General features: G+C 40.8%; 20 protein-coding genes. 10 read left to right on the forward strand and 10 right to left on the reverse strand.

All coding sequences use genetic code 11. From position 1 onward, the window contains the following. Window positions 1-38: 38 nt before the first annotated feature. The 4 genes from N483_RS15815 to folE2 form a co-directional block, all read right to left on the reverse strand. Entirely contained in the window at window positions 39-983 is a 945-nt protein-coding gene (locus tag N483_RS15815) for a cobalamin biosynthesis protein CobD/CbiB (protein WP_023399726.1), read from the reverse strand. 1 nt (window position 984) lies between these two features. Then, entirely contained in the window at window positions 985-1,692 is a 708-nt protein-coding gene (gene mtnN / locus N483_RS15820; RefSeq protein ID WP_023399727.1) for a 5'-methylthioadenosine/S-adenosylhomocysteine nucleosidase, read from the reverse strand. A gap of 119 nt (window positions 1,693-1,811) precedes the next feature. Continuing rightward, window positions 1,812-2,402: a DUF2726 domain-containing protein gene (locus N483_RS15825; RefSeq protein WP_023399728.1), complete on the reverse strand. Its 591-nt coding sequence runs from the start codon at window positions 2,400-2,402 to the stop codon at window positions 1,812-1,814. A gap of 110 nt (window positions 2,403-2,512) precedes the next feature. Next, window positions 2,513-3,433 carry a GTP cyclohydrolase FolE2 gene (gene folE2, locus N483_RS15830; RefSeq protein WP_023399729.1) on the reverse strand — a complete coding sequence of 307 codons (921 nt, stop codon included), beginning with the start codon at window positions 3,431-3,433 and terminating at the stop codon, window positions 2,513-2,515. A gap of 262 nt (window positions 3,434-3,695) precedes the next feature. Here folE2 and arcB point away from each other — a divergent pair, with 262 nt between their 5' ends. Further along, window positions 3,696-6,023 carry an aerobic respiration two-component sensor histidine kinase ArcB gene (gene arcB / locus N483_RS15835; protein ID WP_023399730.1) on the forward strand — a complete coding sequence of 776 codons (2,328 nt, stop codon included), beginning with the start codon at window positions 3,696-3,698 and terminating at the stop codon, window positions 6,021-6,023. A 4-nt stretch (window positions 6,024-6,027) separates the two neighbouring features. Here the strand turns inward: arcB and arcA are convergent, their stop codons facing one another. The 5 genes from arcA to trmB all read right to left on the reverse strand — a co-directional run bounded on the left by arcA (window position 6,028) and on the right by trmB (window position 10,993). Beyond that, the gene (gene arcA / locus N483_RS15840; protein WP_023399731.1) at window positions 6,028-6,753 is read right to left on the reverse strand and encodes a two-component system response regulator ArcA; all 726 of its coding nucleotides are present in this window, start codon (window positions 6,751-6,753) and stop codon (window positions 6,028-6,030) included. Between the two features lie 107 nt (window positions 6,754-6,860). Beyond that, window positions 6,861-7,388 carry a YfiR family protein gene (locus N483_RS15845; protein WP_023399732.1) on the reverse strand — a complete coding sequence of 176 codons (528 nt, stop codon included), beginning with the start codon at window positions 7,386-7,388 and terminating at the stop codon, window positions 6,861-6,863. Continuing rightward, the gene (locus tag N483_RS15850; RefSeq protein WP_023399733.1) at window positions 7,388-9,007 is read right to left on the reverse strand and encodes a sensor histidine kinase; all 1,620 of its coding nucleotides are present in this window, start codon (window positions 9,005-9,007) and stop codon (window positions 7,388-7,390) included. The genes N483_RS15845 and N483_RS15850 overlap by 1 nt, the downstream gene beginning before the upstream one ends. 145 nt (window positions 9,008-9,152) lie before the next feature. Beyond that, window positions 9,153-10,190, reverse strand: coding sequence for a methyltransferase (locus N483_RS15855; RefSeq protein ID WP_023399734.1), 1,038 nt, complete (start codon window positions 10,188-10,190; stop codon window positions 9,153-9,155). A gap of 77 nt (window positions 10,191-10,267) precedes the next feature. Continuing rightward, on the reverse strand, window positions 10,268-10,993 hold the full coding sequence (gene trmB / locus N483_RS15860) for a tRNA (guanosine(46)-N7)-methyltransferase TrmB (protein WP_036976469.1): 726 nt from the start codon (window positions 10,991-10,993) through the stop codon (window positions 10,268-10,270). 125 nt (window positions 10,994-11,118) lie between these two features. On the opposite strand from trmB, the gene mutY reads away from it, so the two are divergent. Next, a complete protein-coding gene (gene mutY / locus N483_RS15865) occupies window positions 11,119-12,177 on the forward strand; it encodes an A/G-specific adenine glycosylase (RefSeq protein ID WP_023399736.1) in 1,059 nt (352 codons plus the stop codon). Window positions 12,178-12,216: 39 nt separating this feature from the next. Next, complete coding sequence (locus N483_RS15870) at window positions 12,217-12,489, forward strand: oxidative damage protection protein (RefSeq protein WP_023399737.1); 273 nt, start codon at window positions 12,217-12,219, stop codon at window positions 12,487-12,489. Between the two features lie 33 nt (window positions 12,490-12,522). Here the strand turns inward: N483_RS15870 and ispB are convergent, their stop codons facing one another. Continuing rightward, the gene (gene ispB, locus N483_RS15875; RefSeq protein ID WP_063383359.1) at window positions 12,523-13,497 is read right to left on the reverse strand and encodes an octaprenyl diphosphate synthase; all 975 of its coding nucleotides are present in this window, start codon (window positions 13,495-13,497) and stop codon (window positions 12,523-12,525) included. A gap of 379 nt (window positions 13,498-13,876) precedes the next feature. On the opposite strand from ispB, the gene rplU reads away from it, so the two are divergent. From rplU to galU, 7 genes are all read left to right on the forward strand, one after another. Next, a complete protein-coding gene (gene rplU, locus N483_RS15885; protein WP_023399739.1) occupies window positions 13,877-14,188 on the forward strand; it encodes a 50S ribosomal protein L21 in 312 nt (103 codons plus the stop codon). A 19-nt stretch (window positions 14,189-14,207) separates the two neighbouring features. Then, window positions 14,208-14,465, forward strand: coding sequence for a 50S ribosomal protein L27 (rpmA, locus tag N483_RS15890; protein ID WP_023399740.1), 258 nt, complete (start codon window positions 14,208-14,210; stop codon window positions 14,463-14,465). 129 nt (window positions 14,466-14,594) lie between these two features. Then, window positions 14,595-15,743 (forward strand): Obg family GTPase CgtA, encoded by a 1,149-nt coding sequence (cgtA, locus tag N483_RS15895; RefSeq protein WP_023399741.1) that lies wholly within the window; start codon window positions 14,595-14,597, stop codon window positions 15,741-15,743. Between the two features lie 52 nt (window positions 15,744-15,795). Next, a complete protein-coding gene (gene folA / locus N483_RS15900) occupies window positions 15,796-16,287 on the forward strand; it encodes a type 3 dihydrofolate reductase (RefSeq protein ID WP_023399742.1) in 492 nt (163 codons plus the stop codon). A gap of 78 nt (window positions 16,288-16,365) precedes the next feature. Further along, on the forward strand, window positions 16,366-16,740 hold the full coding sequence (locus N483_RS15905; protein WP_023399743.1) for a DUF3718 domain-containing protein: 375 nt from the start codon (window positions 16,366-16,368) through the stop codon (window positions 16,738-16,740). A gap of 250 nt (window positions 16,741-16,990) precedes the next feature. Beyond that, complete coding sequence (hpf, locus tag N483_RS15910; protein ID WP_023399744.1) at window positions 16,991-17,347, forward strand: ribosome hibernation-promoting factor, HPF/YfiA family; 357 nt, start codon at window positions 16,991-16,993, stop codon at window positions 17,345-17,347. A 108-nt stretch (window positions 17,348-17,455) separates the two neighbouring features. Further along, window positions 17,456-18,331 (forward strand): UTP--glucose-1-phosphate uridylyltransferase GalU, encoded by an 876-nt coding sequence (galU, locus tag N483_RS15915; protein WP_023399745.1) that lies wholly within the window; start codon window positions 17,456-17,458, stop codon window positions 18,329-18,331. Window positions 18,332-18,385: the final 54 nt, after the last annotated feature.

Consider the following 18,385-nt stretch of genomic DNA (forward strand, 5'->3'; position numbering starts at 1 on the left):
GTCATTTATTCAGTAGCCAAGTGATAAAGCTCACTTGGCTATATTAAATTAATTGCAAACCAAATTAATACGGTTAGACCCAGCCAAAACCACCTCATACTGTTCAATAGCTTTAGCATGTGTTGAATATCTTCTACAGTAGGTTGGCGATCGCTTCCTATCCTAATGTTGTCAAAACGCTCTTCATGGTAAAAGCGGGGACCTGCGAGCTGCACATTCAAGCTGGCAGAAAACAACGCTATGATCCACCCCGAATTTTTATTTACGTAGTGCTGTGCATAATGCTTTAAGTAATGCTGCGTTTTCGCAAGGTTTTGGGTTAACGCCATAATTAGGATGAAGAATCTAATAGGAAGCCACTCGAGAAGGTATATGATTTTTTGTACGGCAGCCATGAAAGGGTGTTGCACGCAAAGTTGTTTTCGCCAGCTTTGATCGCATAACAGTAAAAGTTTATATGCCAGTGCTAAATAGGGGCCCGCAATCAGATAAAAGATGATAATTAGATAAAAATGACGGACTGTATTAAGCGCCAGAGAATCTAACGATGCCTTTATGATGCCAACTTCAGATAACTTTGCAGTGTCTCGAATTACAATGCTGGCTAATAGTTGTTTAGCTGAGCCTTTTTGACCTTGAGATAACAGTCTCGCAATGCGCTTTGCCCGTCCTTCAAAGTGGGTATCCAAACATAAAAATAAAATTAACCCGCCAAACCACTGTGGATAAAAAGAAATATAGGACAGTGCAAATAGCAGTAAGACGACAGTTAGTATAGGCAACATACAAGCGAGCGCGCCAGAGAGCTTATGCTGAGTAACCGTATTGCTTTTTTTTACTACACGCTTGGCTAAGTTACTAGTTATTAGCGTAAAAATGGTATTGGGGTGATAGAGCTTAGATAGATTTAAGCTAAATGCACAAAGTACAGCTAGGCAGAAGATAAGCAAGCCCTCTTGGGCTTGCAATAAAATGAGTGCCACTTTATAGGGTTACCTGTGTTAACTCTTCAAGTAATGCGATGACAAGCTTTGATGAGTTTACAGATGCAATTTCTAGGTATTCTTCAAATGATTGAGGAGATTCCTTACCTGCAATATCAGACAATGAACGGATCACCACAAATGGTGTATTTAGTACATGACATGCCTGTGCAATTGCTGCTCCTTCCATTTCAACAGCAAGCATATTTGGAAAGTCTTGACGTGTTTTATCAATACGTACAGGATCGCACATAAATGAATCACCAGTACAAATCTGACCTACCATTGTCTGGATATCTTTTAGTACATGAATGCTGGCTTCTGACGCTTTAATTAAAGCTGGGTGAGCTTCAAATCCTGCGGGCATTTGAGGCACTTGCCCCATTTCATAGCCAAAAGCTGTAACGTCTACATCGTGGTGACGTACTTCACTTGATATAACCACATCACCCACATTGAGTGAAGGTTCAAAACCACCCGCTGAACCTGTATTGATCACGCAATCTGGTGAAAAGTTGTCGATAAGTAGAGTGGTTGCAACAGTTGCGGCAACTTTACCGATACCAGACTGCACTAATGTTACTTCGTGGCCGCCTAACTCACCGGTGTAAAATGTAAATCCGCCTTTTGTAAGTGTTTTTGGAGACTGCATGGTGTCACGTAAAATCGTAACTTCTTGCTCCATCGCACCAATAATGCCAATTTTCATAATTATTCTCTTTGTATTTTAGTTACTGCTCATTATATACATTCTTATTTTGAAAGCATTCTTTTGGCGGCAAAACAATGAAGCAAGCTGCTTGAAGCGCTCAAGCAGCCATATGAGGTCTAAATTTCTGCGAGTTGTGTACTTGCGGCTTTAGCCTGCGATGGAGAAAGTACTGCTGGCTTGTAACTGCGGTTTCGTACTGGTTTGGTTTGCTCTGGTTTCTGTCCAAGCTTGAATAGGATAGCAGCTCTTACCTCTGGGCTCTTATAACCAGATTTGATTTTCATGCGGATATGAGGGATCCCTGCGGATTCTAATGCACCACTGACAAACCAATCTTTTTGTGCTTTATGGCCATTCTTATTTGAGTTATTGACCAAATCCACAGCCGCTACAATATTAAGCGTGCTTTTATCTACCAATACATAATCAAGCTGTTTATTTTGTGCTTTAGTGATAGCTGAGCGACGTGCTTTTTTGGATAAACCCGGTTTACACTCTATGACATCGACAAGTTTAACACGGCTGACTATCTTAAACCTGTCACCAACGGCACGTTCAAGTAGCTGCAAAAATGATGCTTCGACGGTCGTAAAAACCGAATCTTTGCGATTAAACGGATATGGATTGCCGCCCACATCGGTATATTTTGAAATTACGATAGAGGCAATGACTACAAGCGCTAAAATAGCTAAAAGTGTTAATTCCATAAATCACTCCACGACAACAAATTGACTTTGGTAATTTACTAAGCAAAGAGTGTGCCGGAAGTGATTTATCATTGGCGTTACAACCACAAAATTTAACGCCACTTTGAATATTAAACTTGGTAACCGCCTTCTACGCCTTTGACAGCGTACGCTACGGCATCGTGAGCGTGAAGTGATTCGTAGTGATTGATTTTGACGTAAAAATCGTCGAAGTTATTTTGGTTGAGCAGTGCTTTGAGTTTTCTTGCCGCATCTTCACAAAACATCAAGTTTTGGCCATTCAATCTGGCAAACTCTTGCTCATCTTCTCGCTTAACTGCCGCTTGTACAGGCGTTTTTAGTTCTTGTTCTGCGATATCTATTAAGCCTTTAATATCGAATTCAGTGGCGCCTTGTGGCAACTTAACTTTGATATTAGCAATAGAGCGCTGTGAGTGCGGAGTAGCGACTACGCCTTCAGTTGTGCCTAACCAAGCGTGTACGCTATCGTGATCTAAAGGCTTGCCAGAAAATTGCTCTTCAAATGCATTTTGAATAAGTTGTCTTGCAAGCGCAGCTGAACATGGACAAGTTGATGAGTAAGTTACATCGACTGCCAGTTCGATACTTAATGCTTGCTCTTTTATCGTCGCTGTAATGGTTACAGGGTAGCTCTTCCAACCTTGCTTACCACTTAAAAGTGATGCACGACGTAAAGGCAATTCAAAATTGAGTACAACTTTTGCCGCGTTACTGAGATCTTTGTGCGTTGTCACAAATTGATCAAGCAATGATGCTAGTGTGACAGGCGTCAGAGTTTGTTCACATGATAGCGTATCTAAAGCCAAAAACAGTCGTGACATGTGTATGCCTTTTGCTTCAGGCTTGTCTAAGCTGACAAATGCATCAGCCTTGGCATTCACAGGAAGATCATTAAGGTCCTTACTAGCTAATTGTAGAGGCAGCTCAATGTCCCCCATTCCTACCCATTCTAAGGTTCCGGTTTGAAGCGCATCTGCATTGTGTGCAATGTCTGGCATTGAAGTTGGCATTTAAACTCTCTTTAATCACGACATCAAAAATGCTCTCATATTACACTAAAATGAGTTTTTTTTCTGTGGATATTCTTAATTAGAATAAACAAAATCCCATTGAGTGTGCAGTATTTGATACGTTATCACACTATTTGTGTGGTTACTCAGGTTCGGTTATTTTTTAAAAGTTTGAGATTTTTCAATAAAGTTACACTATTTGGCCGCTCGCATATGTGCTCAGCTGAGGTATAATGGTCAAGTTAACAAGGTGACTATTATTATGCTTGATTCTTCGTTCGGGTCTTGGGCTCGAATTCTCTCTAATTTGGTTCGAAAATACGGTGAACGCAAAGCTGGAGCAATTGCTTATGTTCTGGTGCTCGTGGCGTCATTGGTTTTATCCTGTATGTTTTATTATGTGGCACTAGGAACAGTCACTTTGGTAAATGTATTGTCTGTTGTTGTATTTGCAGCACTGACTTCGCCTTTACTTATCTCAGTTGCTGTTTTTGCTATTCGCCAATTGGAGAGCTCGAAAGAGTACTTAGAGTCAGCCACTCAACAAGAAAAATTGTTGAACCAAACACTAAAAGACAATATCAACCGACTTAATAATGAAATAGATGAACGAAAAATGGCATTGCATGCAAAACACCGTGCAATTGCAGAGCTGCGAAACGAAATAACTGAACGTCGAAAAGCAGAGCAAGAGCTTGCCCAGCAAAGTATGTTATTGCGCTCAATTGTTGATTCATCCCCTGATTTATTTTATTACCGAGATGAACACGGTGTGTTTGCTGGGTGTAATAAAAAGTTCGAACAAGTGATTGGGAAAGATAGCGAAGGCCTAATTGGTAAAACCGCAGATGAGATTTTTGTCGATCAGGTCGTGCCTAAAGTATTGGAGACAGATGCACAGGTCAGTGCCACTCAGCAAACCATTTCGTTGGATGTAGAATATCCAGTCAAAGATGAAAACCGCTGGTTCGAGATGCGCAAACTGCCTTTTATTAATAATGAAGGCGAATATATTGGATTGTTAGCGTTTGGCCGTGACATTACCAGTCGTAAAGAGGCGGAGCAAGCATTAGAAACGGCATATAAAGACAAAGGGAAATTTATTGCCACGTTAAGCCATGAACTTAGAACGCCGCTTAATGGGATCGTAGGTCTAACACGCATGCTTTTAGATACCGAGCTCACTCAGCAGCAAAAAAGTTGGTGTAATACGGTTTTCTCAAGTGCTGAAACCCTTGGTAATATTTTTAACGATATTATCGATCTGGACAAGATCGACAGGGAGCAATTAGATATCGCGACGGATAGCATTAATGTATCTGATTTTATCAACGACGTAGTCAACTTTTCAGATCTGATTGCTGGACAAAAAGGACTCGAGTTCAAAATTCAACGCTCTGGTGTGTTAGATGTTTACGCATTGCTTGACCCTACACGATTGCGCCAAGTGCTTTGGAATCTTATTAATAATGCTGTGAAATTCACTCACCGTGGCTGTGTGACTCTTGAGTGTCGCAGAGAAAACCGCGACAGTGGACCTTGGTTGAGTATGAGTATTATTGATACCGGGGTGGGGATCTCAGCAGAGCAGCAAGATAAAATCTTTGATATGTACTACAAAGCGCCTGATGCTGAAGGCAATAATGCTATCGGGTCAGGGATCGGATTAGCGGTGACAAAGGCCTTGGTATTAGCGATGAAAGGGCGCATCGCAGTCAGTAGTATGCCAGGTAAAGGAAGTCGATTTGATGTCGAGATCCCATTGGAGTTGTGTAGTGCACCAAATCAGCAAAGTTATGCCGGCCGTGGTTTATACATATTGCTTGTAGAAGATGTTCCGCTAAATGCTGAAATAGCGACAAACTTACTTGAGCAGCGCGGTCATGAAGTAATTTGGGCAGAGACAGGTGAAGATGCATTGTCCCTTGTTCAAACTGAGGATGAACTTGACCTTATTCTACTTGATATGCAGTTGCCTGATCTAAATGGTGACGAAGTTGCTAGACAAATTCGTGACGATAGTCATTTTGATGCTTTGCCAATTGTTGCTTTGACAGCAAATGTCAGAAGTGCAGAGCAGGAGCTACAAGGAATAAGCATTCAAGGTGCATTGGCAAAACCTATTAATACCACCAAGCTAGACAAGATGCTGGCTGAATTATTTGGCATCGATAGTGTTAAAGAAGACGTCAGTACGATTCAGCAAAACACGGTAGAGGTATTAGAGATAGAGCGCAATTTACTCGATATTGAAACTATCACGGACTTCGTAGCATCTATGGGGGTTGATACCTTTAAACGTAGCTGCGAATTATTCGCTAAACTAAACCCAACGTACTGTAACGAGCTTACTGTTGCAAATCGTGACGATGATGTCGCTGAGTACGGTTCTGTGGCGCATAAATTAAAAGGTGCAGCAGGATCTGTTGGACTTAAACTAGTACAGCAACATGCGAAGGTAATGGAAACTGAGTGTGGAACCGCGGATACGGAGATGCGTGAACAGTGGATATCAGACTTAGAAGAATTAATAAGAGAAGGGCAGTTAACCCTTCACTCATTAATTGCAAAACTCGCTGAAAGCTCTTAGCGAACTATGGTTGAGTGTTATCGATTTTACCAATGAAGCGATAACCTTCACCGTGGATAGTACTAATAAGCTCAGGTGTGTTACTGTCAGTTTCGAAGTGCTTACGAATACGACGGATAGTAACGTCTACAGTACGGTCATTTGCACGAAGCTCACGGCCCGTCATATGCTTAATTAGTTGCTCACGGCTGAAAATGCGACCCGGAGAGTCAAGCATTAAACGTAGCGCTCTATATTCACCTTTTGGTAGGCGTTTAGATTCACCTGTAGGTGATGTAAGACAGCGACTATTTTCGTCTAATTCCCACCCGTTAAACGTGATCACACCATTGCTGTCGATTGTCGACTCTTCAGGCGTTGATCCTGTACGTGAAATAAGATTACGTACACGAATAGTTAATTCACGTGGGTTGAATGGTTTTGTAACGTAGTCGTCTGCACCGATTTCTAAACCTAAGATTCTATCGACATCGTTGTCACGACCTGTTAAGAAAATTAAGCCTACATTTTTTTTCTGGCGTAACTCACGAGCCAAAATTAGGCCGTTTCTACCAGGAAGGTTTATATCCATGATTACACAGTTGACATCGTCGTTTGCTGTCAATTTTTCATGCATATCATCGCCATCAATGGCTTCAATTACCTTATGACCTTCGGCTTCAAATAAACTAACGAGGTTCAGTCGAGTTACGTCTTCATCCTCAACAATTAGAATGACTGGCGTTTGCATTATTAATTAACCTTTTCGGAATGTTTTATTTACAAAAACTTCGGTGTTATATAATAAAACCGAATGTTAACGATTATAGGAGTATATTCAATTGTTAACAAGTAAAATCAGTCAGGATAGAACTTAGAAACTGCGAGTAGCCTAGAGAGCACTTTAAAGTTATGTTGAGCAACTTCTTGTCTGTTAATATATAACCGAATTTTACTCCCTTCTTGGACCAAGGAAGCAATCCCACCCCCTTCCAAAAATTCGATACTTTCGCCTACAGTCACCATATTTAAGGTAATTGTATCGGTCCAAGAGGATAGTATATCATCTTCCATTGTTTCATCAATGTATGTGATATCACAGCGCTTGGAAAGTTCCCTAAAAGGGTCAGAAAGATTCACTTTTATTATATCTATGGGCTTACCACGTATTTTTAAGTTATTATTTTTATTTAAAATAGCGCCTGGACCATGATTTAAATCATAAAAACAAAATCTGGTTACTTGTTTATTTTTTTGCTCTGGAAAATCGATTAGCTTAGCCATTTGATATAAAAAAGCGGAACGGATTTCATGTGGTGATTTTGCGTCAACGTTTAAACTACAAAAAATAAAAATAAATGCAGCTATTAGGTACATTATTTTCATTAAATTACCCCTTTTAGAGGCAAAGTTATAATAAATTCCGTACCTTTTTTATTGTCATCTGATAGCGTTATAGTTCCGCCTAAAGCTTGAGTAATTAAATTGTAAACCAAATGCATGCCCAGCCCACTACCACCTTCTCCGCGTTTTGTGGTGACAAACGGGTCGAAAATACGTTTTTTTATTGCATTTGAAACACCCACGCCATTGTCTGTGTAAATAATTTCAAGGGATTGACTACGCTGCTCAACATAAATGCTTATTTGGTTGTCTTTAAGGTCTAAAAAGCCGTGGATGAGTGAATTAGATAGCAGTTGTTCAAAAACTTGTTGAAGGAGTCCGGCTTTTGTTCTCACTGTGAGCTGCTCTGGGCAAGAGAGTTGCCAAGTGACATTCTTAATATCTATTTCTGCCCGCATACTGCTAATAATTGCACTGAAAAGCTTGTTGATATTCACTTCTGAACTTACTTCGACGTCTTGGCTTACCGCGACCTTTTTAAAACTGGATATTAGCTCTGCGGCGCGATTGAGATTACGATAAATGAGATCTAAGTTTTCAATGCCATCATGGATAAAACGTTCTAATTGTTTTGAAGTAAGAGTTTTTTGTTCAAAAGCTGCGTTGATATCTGCAAGTTTGTCTCTCAGTAACGTTGAGCCGGTAACCCCTAACCCGATAGGTGTATTTACTTCATGGGCAACACCAGCAACCATTTGGCCTAATGAGGCCATTTTTTCATTCTCAACAATTTGGTTTTGATACTGGTGCATCCTCTCTAAGGTGTTGAGTAGCTCTTGGTTAGCTTCGCGCAAAGCTATGGTGCGTTGATTGACCTTTTCTTCGAGGTTTTGGTTAAGTTGCTTTATCTCGAGTTTATCAGCTTGATGACGTGCCAATTGGTTTTGCGTACGGGCCAGCATAATATTGAGGTTATTTGCCAGCATATTTACTTCTTCAATATCACTTTTAGTTGCTCGGGCTGAGTAGTTGTGATTTTTCGAAACGTCTTGTAGGAGCAATGATAAGGAATCTATCGGGTTGGCTATGCGCTTTTGAATAGCACGGGCAACAAATAGCACAAGAATAAGCACAATTAACGTCAGTGCTATATCAACGAGTATTTTCTGGTTGATATATTGAGATAGTCGTTCTAAGCCGCCTCTGACATACACATACCCCTCTATTTTTCCTTCGTATTCGACGGGAATGATTAACTCAACATAGTCTGTGGATACTTTAGGCTTTTTAAGTGTTTCTATTTCATTTACTTTGAGGGGGACCGGGGGCGTTTTACTGGCGTTATAGCTGGTGAAAAACACCGGTTTGTTGGTGACATCATCAATGGCATAAATATGGATATTTTTAACCAGTTCAACTTTGTTGAATGATTTGAGTCGTTTTTCTTCGGTTTTTCTGTCGTCAAAAATCAGCGTGATCTGCGCATTAAATGCGATGATCTCCGCAATCATTTGTAACTTATTGACAATTAGTTTCTTCTGCTCTTTTACATCAAGGTAAGTTGAGATTGAAATGGAAAGTGAGAGCGACAAAGCTGTTACTAACATAACAGCACTTATCAAAACTTTTCTTATACTTGTTTTTGTTGCGTGTTTTCCCATTGCGCGCTCATAGGTGGACCTCTTAACAGCTAATCTTAGTTTAGCAGCTTAGTTAAGTAAGTTAACAAAAAAGCAGATAATTCCCATTAACTTGTTATCAGCTAAAGGTTTAACGCTGTCTTTAGCTGAAATAAAAAGTGAAATTTTAAGCTTTTTGTGCTCGATATACGGCGAACTTCGAGTTTTTAACTTCTGTTTTGAACTGACTAAAGTGCTGGTCAATAATTGGTGGGTACTTTAAGAAGCTATTTGCAACAATTTGTAAGTTAGCGCCCTTTTTCATTTTATGCTTTGCATTTGCTATAAAAGCTTCTGCAATGCTGTAATCAGTATTCAGGCCAGTATGAAATGGCGGGTTACTCACGATTGCGTCAAATTGATGTGTTACTTGCCCTAAGCCATCACTTAAAATGAATGTCCCGCTATGACCATTGAGTTCCAAGGTTTGTTCGCTAGCGTACAAAGCCAGTGCACTGACATCTAAGCAATGCAGTGATAAGCTTGGCTGTGCATTAAGCATAAATGTTGCGATCAGACCTGCTCCGCAACCAAAATCTAAAACAGCTCCCTTGGAAGGGATTAGGAGGTTGTTAAGTAACAATTCGGTTCCCACGTCTAGCTTCCCGTGGTTAAACACGCCCGGTACACTGATTGCATTGAAGTTTTGTTCTGCGACTTTGACACTGAAGATTTGATGGTAGTCGGCGATATCAAAGCGCTCTTGGGCTTCTAGGTCGTTAAACTCGTATAAAATACAATGTTTAGCACTGTCTAATTTGTAACTAGCTTGTGCATATGGTTTGAGCTGCTTTTCGACTGATTTTACACCCCCTTTATTTTCACCGACAACCAAAAGTCGAGTTGCCTTACCTAAATTTGCCCTGATGTTTGACAACATCATATTGGCTTCAGGTTTTGACTTAGGGTAATAATAAATAACCAAATCTAAGTTTTCGATACTCGGCAAACTGTGGCCAACAAAGCTATTTATATTCGAGTGCTTAGACGCTGCGAGGTGATCGGCAAAGTTGTAACTGAAGGCATAAATTTGTGCTGATGAGTTAAGGTTGGCTAACTCAGATAAAAAACCATCATCGCTGTGATTTATGACCAGAACTTTATTGCCATGGAGCTCTTCTTCATTGCGCAGTAAAAGTAGGCTAGGGTTAGATAGTTTTTGCATTTTTTATCTCAAAAATGTTAGCTGGTAGGGTCGTGTGGTTAGATTTAAAAGGGGCTATTGTGCCCCCTCAAAAGCACTTAAGCTGTGCGTTCAAACATAAGGTCCCACACGCCGTGGCCCAAACGGTGACCACGCTGTTCAAATTTTGTTAGCGGTCTAAACTCAGGTCTAGGTACGTAATCGCTAGTTCGAGATTGATTAGCATAGCCTTGTGCTTGTTGCATGACTTCCAACATATGCTCAGCATAGTTTTCCCAGTCAGTTGCCATGTGGAATACACCACCAACTTTTAATTTCGCGCGGATCTTTTGTACAAATTCAGGTTGTACAATACGGCGTTTGTGGTGGCGCTTTTTATGCCATGGATCAGGGAAGAACAATTGCAGCTTACTTAGGCTGCTGTCAGCAATGCAATCTGCCAAAACTTCCACAGCGTCGTGCTCAAAAACACGTAAGTTTGTTAGGCCGTGCTCGTCGGCTTCCATTAAACATGCGCCTACACCAGGACGATGAACTTCAATACCGATGAAGTTTTGCTGTGGGTTATTCTTAGCCATTTCAACCAATGACTTACCCATACCAAAGCCAATTTCTACGACAACATCATTGTCATTGCCAAATACTTCATTGAAGTTGAGTAGGCCTTGGCTATGCTCAAGCCCAAGGGTTGGCCAGCACTTTTCTAGTGCAGCTGCTTGGCCTTTAGTAAGGCGACCTTCACGTTTTACAAAGCTGCGCACTTTACGGATATATTTACCTTCCTGCTCAGCTTGCTCTAGTGCTTGTTTACTCGATTCGTTCATTGTCATCATCTGCGGTGTAAAAATTGGGCGCACATTATCCCTGTTCACGCTGATAAGTACAAGGGCTTGACGTTTTTAAAAAGCTTCTTACACTGGCGGCTGAAGCAAGTAGACAGAGAATAAAGATGGCCGTTGATCGTCAAACAGCAGACTGGTTTGCAACAAAAGTTGTGGATTGGTACCACGTCCATGGTAGAAAAACACTGCCATGGCAAATAGATAAAACACCTTATAAGGTGTGGGTGTCCGAAGTAATGTTGCAACAAACCCAGGTCGTAACTGTGATCCCCTACTTTGAGCGCTTTATGTCTCGATTTCCTACAGTTATCGACTTGGCGGATGCACCGGAAGACGAAGTTCTTCATCATTGGACGGGATTAGGCTATTACGCGAGAGCAAGAAATTTACACAAAACGGCTAAAATCATTCGTGACCAATATCAAGGAAGGTTTCCAGAAACATTCGAGCAGGTTGTTGACTTACCGGGTATAGGGCGTTCAACCGCAGGTGCAATCCTCTCTTTAGCACTGGGTCAACATCACTCTATACTCGATGGCAATGTAAAACGCGTCTTGGCGCGCTTTTTTATGGTGGAAGGGTGGTACGGCGTAAAGAAAGTTGAAAATCACCTGTGGGAGCTAACGAATGCTGTGACGCCTGCTGGTGATGTACGAGAGTTCAATCAAGCTATGATGGACTTAGGTGCAAGTCTTTGTTCGCGCTCAAAGTTTCAATGCGAATCTTGCCCTTTGGTTGAAAGGTGCCTTGCACATAAAAACAATAAAGTTAGAGAGTTTCCTAACTCTAAACCCAAAAAAGAAAAACCTAAAAAGTCGGCATATCACCTTATGGTCAAAGTCGATGAGCAAGTGTTGATGGAAAAAAGACCAAGCAGTGGTATTTGGGGGGGGTTATTTGGGTTCTTCGAATTTGCGGAGTTATCGGAGTTGAACGCTTTTTTAGTTCAACAAGGAATAGAAGCGACAACATATTCGTTGGCACCTTTTGTACATATATTCACGCACTTTGAACTGACTATTAATCCTATTTGTGTCGAGTTAGCGCAGATACCCGATTGTGTACATGACAATCAGCTGCTCTGGTACGATATAAATCAGCCGCCAGAGGTTGGACTTGCCGCGCCAACAAAAAAGTTAGTTAAAGTATTAAAGGCAATGGGGTAAACTTGTTGCATCATACGAGACTGAGTTATAGGTAAGAAGATGGCACGTACAGTTTTTTGTCAGAAGTTAAATAAAGAAGCTCCCGGTTTGGATTTCCAATTGTATCCAGGTGAGGTAGGCGAGCGTATTTTCAATAATATTTCGAAAGAAGCGTGGCAGCAATGGCAGCATAAACAAACGATGCTGATCAATGAAAAGCATTTAAATATGATGGACCCTGAACACCGCCAGCTGCTTGAAGAACAAATGGTTGGATTTTTATTCGAAAATAAAGAAGTAGAAATTGAAGGCTATAGACCGCCAGAAAAGTAAAAAAGCTGCCTAGGCAGCTTTTTTATTAGGATATTAATACTCTCTATCTACAGAAAGCTTAGCAAGGGCAATGAGTGCTTCTTTGAATGTAGAGTTGTCTAAACAATCTAATTGTGCAATTGCTTTGTCCGATTCTTGTTGGGCTTTTTCCATTGTTTTTTGCAGTGCTTGAGTATCTTCAAGTGTTTGCAAAATATCAGACAAGTTATCAATGCCATTGCCTGATTCGATCGCTTCTCTAATTTGTGCAACCTGAGTATCGGTGCCAGATTTCATCGCGTAAATAAGCGGTAATGTTGGTTTGCCCTCTGCTAAGTCATCCCCGATATTTTTGCCGAGAAGCTCAGCGTTAGCGCTGTAATCTAGTACGTCATCTACCAGCTGAAAAGCAGTTCCAAGGTGCATGCCATATAGCTTCAGAGCGTCCTTTATGTTTTGAGGTTGCTCAGATACGACAGCAGGGAGCAAGGTTGCAGCTTCAAACAGTTTTGCTGTTTTGCTATAAATGACCTGCATATAGCTTTGCTCAGTTGTATCTGGGTCGTTGCAGTTCATTAGCTGCAGTACTTCGCCTTCAGCAATTATATTGGTCGCATCGGCTAATATTTGCATGACCTCCATATTGTTAAGGCCAACCATTAGCTGAAAAGAGCGGGTATAAATAAAGTCTCCAACAAGTACGCTCGCAGCGTTGCCAAATTCAGCATTGGCAGTTGGCTCTCCGCGCCTTAAATTAGACTCATCAACAACATCATCGTGTAACAAAGTTGCGGTATGAATAAACTCTATAATAGTTGCTAGCGTGATGTGTTTGTTCTGTTGTTCTGCTTCAAGTGCCTTTGCAACAAGCAAAGTCAACATTGGTCTTACGCGCTTTCCACCACTGTTGACAATATACAAACCCAATTGATTTACCAATGCAACATCTGACTGCATTTGCTCAAAAATAAGTTGATTTACAGACAGCATGTCTTGCTCAATCAATGATTGGATAGTCTTAATATCCATAGTATACCGTGCTAAAGCCCCTGTTAGAGATAAACGCCGCAGATTGTACATTAAAATTTCAGCCGACTCGAATTTTATGAGTAATGATAGAGAAAAAAAAAGCATTTGGATTAAATACTGATCAGTTTTGTGGTCGTTATGTGTACTGTCATGAACTGTCAAGTGTTTTTGTTGAAAGTTTTTGCAGTAAAAAACAGTTTGGCAATGCGAACTTTTTAGCTAGAATAGGCGAAAATGAATTAATGCTCTCAAACAAGCCAATTTTTATTCATTATTTTATCCTTAGGGTATTGCGCGCAGTTCGACATTAGCGTAAACTTCGCGCCCTATTGAAGAATATTAAGTTGCGTCGATTTGAGGGCGCACAACGGAGTTAATTATGTACGCGGTTTTCCAAAGTGGTGGTAAACAGCACCGTGTGACTGAAGGTCAAACAATTCGTCTAGAGAAATTAGACGTTGAGACTGGTGCATCAATTGAATTTGATTCAGTACTTCTAGTTGCTGATGGTGAGAAGATCGAGATCGGTGCACCATTCGTAAATGGCGGTAAGGTAACAGCTGAAGTTGTTTCTCACGGTCGTGGCGAGAAAATTAAGATTGTTAAGTTCAGACGTCGTAAGCATTCTCGTAAGCAGATGGGCCACCGTCAGTGGTTCACTGAAGTTAAAATCACTGGCATTAGCGCTTAATTTTTAGAGGTACAGAAAGATGGCACATAAGAAGGCAGCTGGTAGTACTCGTAACGGTCGCGATTCAGAAAGTAAACGCTTAGGTGTTAAGCGTTTCGGTGGCGAATCAGTTTTAGCGGGTAACATCCTTGTTCGTCAGCGTGGTACTAAGTTCCACGCAGGTTCTAACGCAGGTATCGGTAAAGACCACACTATCTTTGCAAAAGCAGATGGTAAAGTAGTTTTCGAAACTAAAGGTCCTTTAAACCGTAAATACGTTAGCATCGTAGCTGAGTAATCGGTAAAAGATTTAAAAAACCCCGCTTAGGCGGGGTTTTTTGTTTTTATAGCTACATATTATTTATCAGCAGCTAAGCGTACCTTGCTATAATAGCTGTTGCTATTCTAATCCAGTAAGAGAGTAACCATGAAGTTTGTCGATGAAGTAGAGATCCGTGCTGAAGCCGGCGATGGAGGGAGCGGTGTTGTTTCGTTCCGTCGAGAGAAGTTTGTCCCAGATGGTGGTCCAGATGGCGGTGATGGTGGCGACGGCGGCAGTGTATTTTTAGAAGCTGATGAAAACCTCAATACTTTGATTGACTATCAATTTGAACGCTTTCACAGAGCTGAACGTGGTACAAATGGTCAAGGTCGCAATTGTACTGGTAAAAAAGGTACTGACTTAGTTCTAAAAGTTCCAGTGGGAACACGCGTCACAGACGTGGATACACAGGAAAGCCTTGGTGATTTAACTCGTCACGGGCAAAAGCTTTTGGTTGCTAAAGGCGGTTATCATGGTTTAGGTAACACTCGCTTTAAATCTAGTACTAACCGAGCACCCAGACAAAAAACTCTAGGTACACCTGGCGAAGTTAGAAACTTAAAGTTAGAACTGATGCTATTGGCTGACGTCGGCCTGCTTGGCTTGCCTAATGCGGGTAAGTCTACCTTTATCCGCAGTGTTTCAGCAGCAAAGCCGAAGGTTGCAGATTATCCATTTACTACATTGGTGCCTAACCTTGGTGTTGTGAGACCTGAGGCAAACAAGTCATTTGTGATCGCTGATATTCCAGGGTTAATTGAAGGGGCATCAGATGGCGCTGGACTGGGTATTCGATTTTTGAAGCATTTGGAGCGTTGTCGTGTGCTACTGCATGTCGTAGACGTGATGCCAATTGATGGCACAGATCCAGTTGATAACGCATTTGCCATTATCAACGAATTGCACCAATACAGTCCAAAACTTGCGGAAAAACCTCGTTGGTTAGTACTCAACAAGATTGATTTACTTGCTGAAGATGAACTTGAGGAAGTATGTGAGCGTATCGCTCAAGAGCTTGATGCCACAGAAGTATATCGAATTTCAGCTGCGAATAAATTCAACACACAGCAATTGTGTTACGATATACAAGGCCTGCTGGATACCTTGCCAAGAGATAAGTTTGACGAGGAACAGCAAGAAGAAGTTGAATTCAAGTGGGATACTTATCATCGCCAAGCTACACAAGAAAGCAATGACGATTGGGATGATTGGGACGAAGATGACTACGATGTAGAAGTTATCTACGAGCGATAATAGAAGGGCCACTAGGCCCTTTTTTAATACAAAAATATTATTGGAGTAAATTGTGCTTATATCAATGATAGCAGCGATGGCAAAGGATCGTGTGATCGGTGATGACAATAAAATGCCGTGGCATTTACCGGCAGATCTTCAGCACTTTAAAAAAATAACCATGGGTAAACCAGTTATCATGGGACGTAAAACCTTTGAGTCAATTGGACGTCCATTACCCGGAAGACGAAATATTGTTATAACGCGAAATGAACACTATCAAGCTGAAGGCATTGAAACAGCATCTTCAACTGAAGAAGCCTTAGCTTTAGTAGATAAAATAGACGAAGTTATGATCATTGGAGGTGGAAATATTTACGAACAGTTTCTACCATTATGTAATAGGCTGTATCTAACTCATATCGATCTGAAGGTCGAAGGGGACACGCAATTTCCAGATTACTTACCATTTGGCGAGTGGGTAGAGAGTGAAGTTGAAAGTTATGAGCCTGATGATCGAAATAAATATCACTATAAGTTCGTAACTTTGAATAAAGGATTATGACTTTGTTGCTAACAGTTGTCTGTATTGCTACAATAGTGTTTGTCCTTATGTAATAAAAAAGTGCTAGGTGAATTGGCAATGAAATTTGTACCTGTTTTGTTAAGTGTTTCTATTGGTTTGGGCGCGTTTTCTTTAAGTTTTGAAACTAAAGCAAACGATCAATTAGCTGTGACGCTATGCGAATACATCGCAGTAGATGATAAGGGGCGTGTTCGTAAAGCCTTAAAGAGTTCTCGTGTTAAAGTTCGTAATATCTTTGGTTCAATTCAGTGCAACGGCAATAATATTTTACGCCACGCAATTGCAAGCAATGCAGTTGAAACGGGTAAACTTATTGTCAAAGGTTTACCTAAAAGTGCATTAGCAGACGGTGCTGACATTGCTTGGGCAGAAAGCAATGGTCACGGTTCTTCACCGCTTATTGCAGAAATTAAGAAAAGAGCTGGCTTATAATAAGTTAACTTGCTCTGAGAAAGCTCCCTGATGGGGGCTTTTTTTGTGCCTGGTATTCCCTAAAAATGTAACTTGCGCCCAGATGTGAGCGCATTCTTGACCTCTTTCCTTGCATAGTTCAACCAACAAAGTTATATGACCTAAATCAAACGTATAACGGCATGATGACATTTTTCTTAAATTAGGCCTTGAGAATTGGGGCTTATGCTCCAATACTTATTTATAGGGTAAATAAAAAAAGGAAGATCCTATGAAGATTAATCTTTCTGGTCATCACGTCGATATGACAGATTCAGTGAAGCAGCATGTACAAGAAAAGTTTGCAAAGATTGCGAATCATTTTCCTTCTTTGTTATCACTGGACATTATTATCAGTAAAGAACACAAAAAGTTTTATACGGAAATTAGCACCAACTATGCGGGGTCTAGGATCTCAGTTAAGGGGGAAGATGGTGTAATGTATCCAGCGATCGCAAGTGCAGCGAAAAAGCTTGATGCTTCTTTAAAACATAGGAAAGGGCAATTAAAAGCAAATAAACATGAAAAGCCAGTAAGTACAACTCCACCAATAGCCCATGAAATTATTCAAGAAATGAATCTCAATTAGTATTTAGAGGCCTTTATAGGCCTCTTTTTATGTTGTTCATTCCAATGACATGATTAGTAATCTACAATCAATTTCAAAGTTAAATTATATTATTTAAAGCGAACATTTATGAAAGCTGTGATACCAGTTGCGGGCTTAGGGACTCGCATGTTGCCTGCAACAAAGGCAATTCCAAAGGAAATGCTTCCCATTGTGGATAAACCACTTATTCAATATATCGTGAAGGAATGTGTGTCTGCTGGTGTAAAAGAAATTGTTTTGGTGACTCACTCTTCAAAAAATGCAATTGAAAACCATTTTGATACAAGCTTCGAATTGGAGGCGACGTTAGAGAAGCGTGTCAAAAGAAAACTGTTAGATGAAATACACTCAATTTGTCCTGAAGATGTGACTATTATGCATGTCAGGCAAGGCGAGGCTAAAGGCCTTGGACATGCAGTATTGTGTGCAAAACCTATCGTCGGTGATGACGATTTTATCGTTGTACTGCCTGATGTCGTATTGGATGAGTACAGCGCTGATCAGAGAAGTGAAAACTTGGCTGCCATGGTCAAACGTTTCGAAGAAAATAACAGCAGCCAGATTATGTTAGAGCCTGTTCCTGTTGAAGATGTCAGTAAGTACGGTATTGCCGATATTAATGGCGTAGACTTGGCCCCAGGTCAGAGTACAGCCATTAAGTCTATGGTAGAGAAACCAAAACAAGCAGAGGCGCCTTCGAATCTAGCTGTAGTTGGTCGTTACGTGCTCTCAAGAAAGATCTGGTCGTTATTAAAAAGAACACCGGTCGGTGCCGGTGGCGAAATACAGCTTACTGATGCAATTGATATGCTTATGGAAAATGAGACTGTGGAAGCTTTTCATATGAGTGGCGTATCTCATGACTGTGGTGATAAGTTAGGCTACCTAAAAGCAATCGTTCAATATGCAATGAAGGATGAATATTTGGGCACTGAATTTACTCAGTATATTAAATCTCTATAGCGAGCATAGATCAAGCAGGCACTTGAAGCCTGCTTGATAGAAATGATCAACGTC

It is taken from the genome of Pseudoalteromonas luteoviolacea NCIMB 1944, assembly GCF_001625565.1.
GTDB classification, from domain to species: Bacteria; Pseudomonadota; Gammaproteobacteria; order Enterobacterales; family Alteromonadaceae; genus Pseudoalteromonas; species Pseudoalteromonas luteoviolacea_F.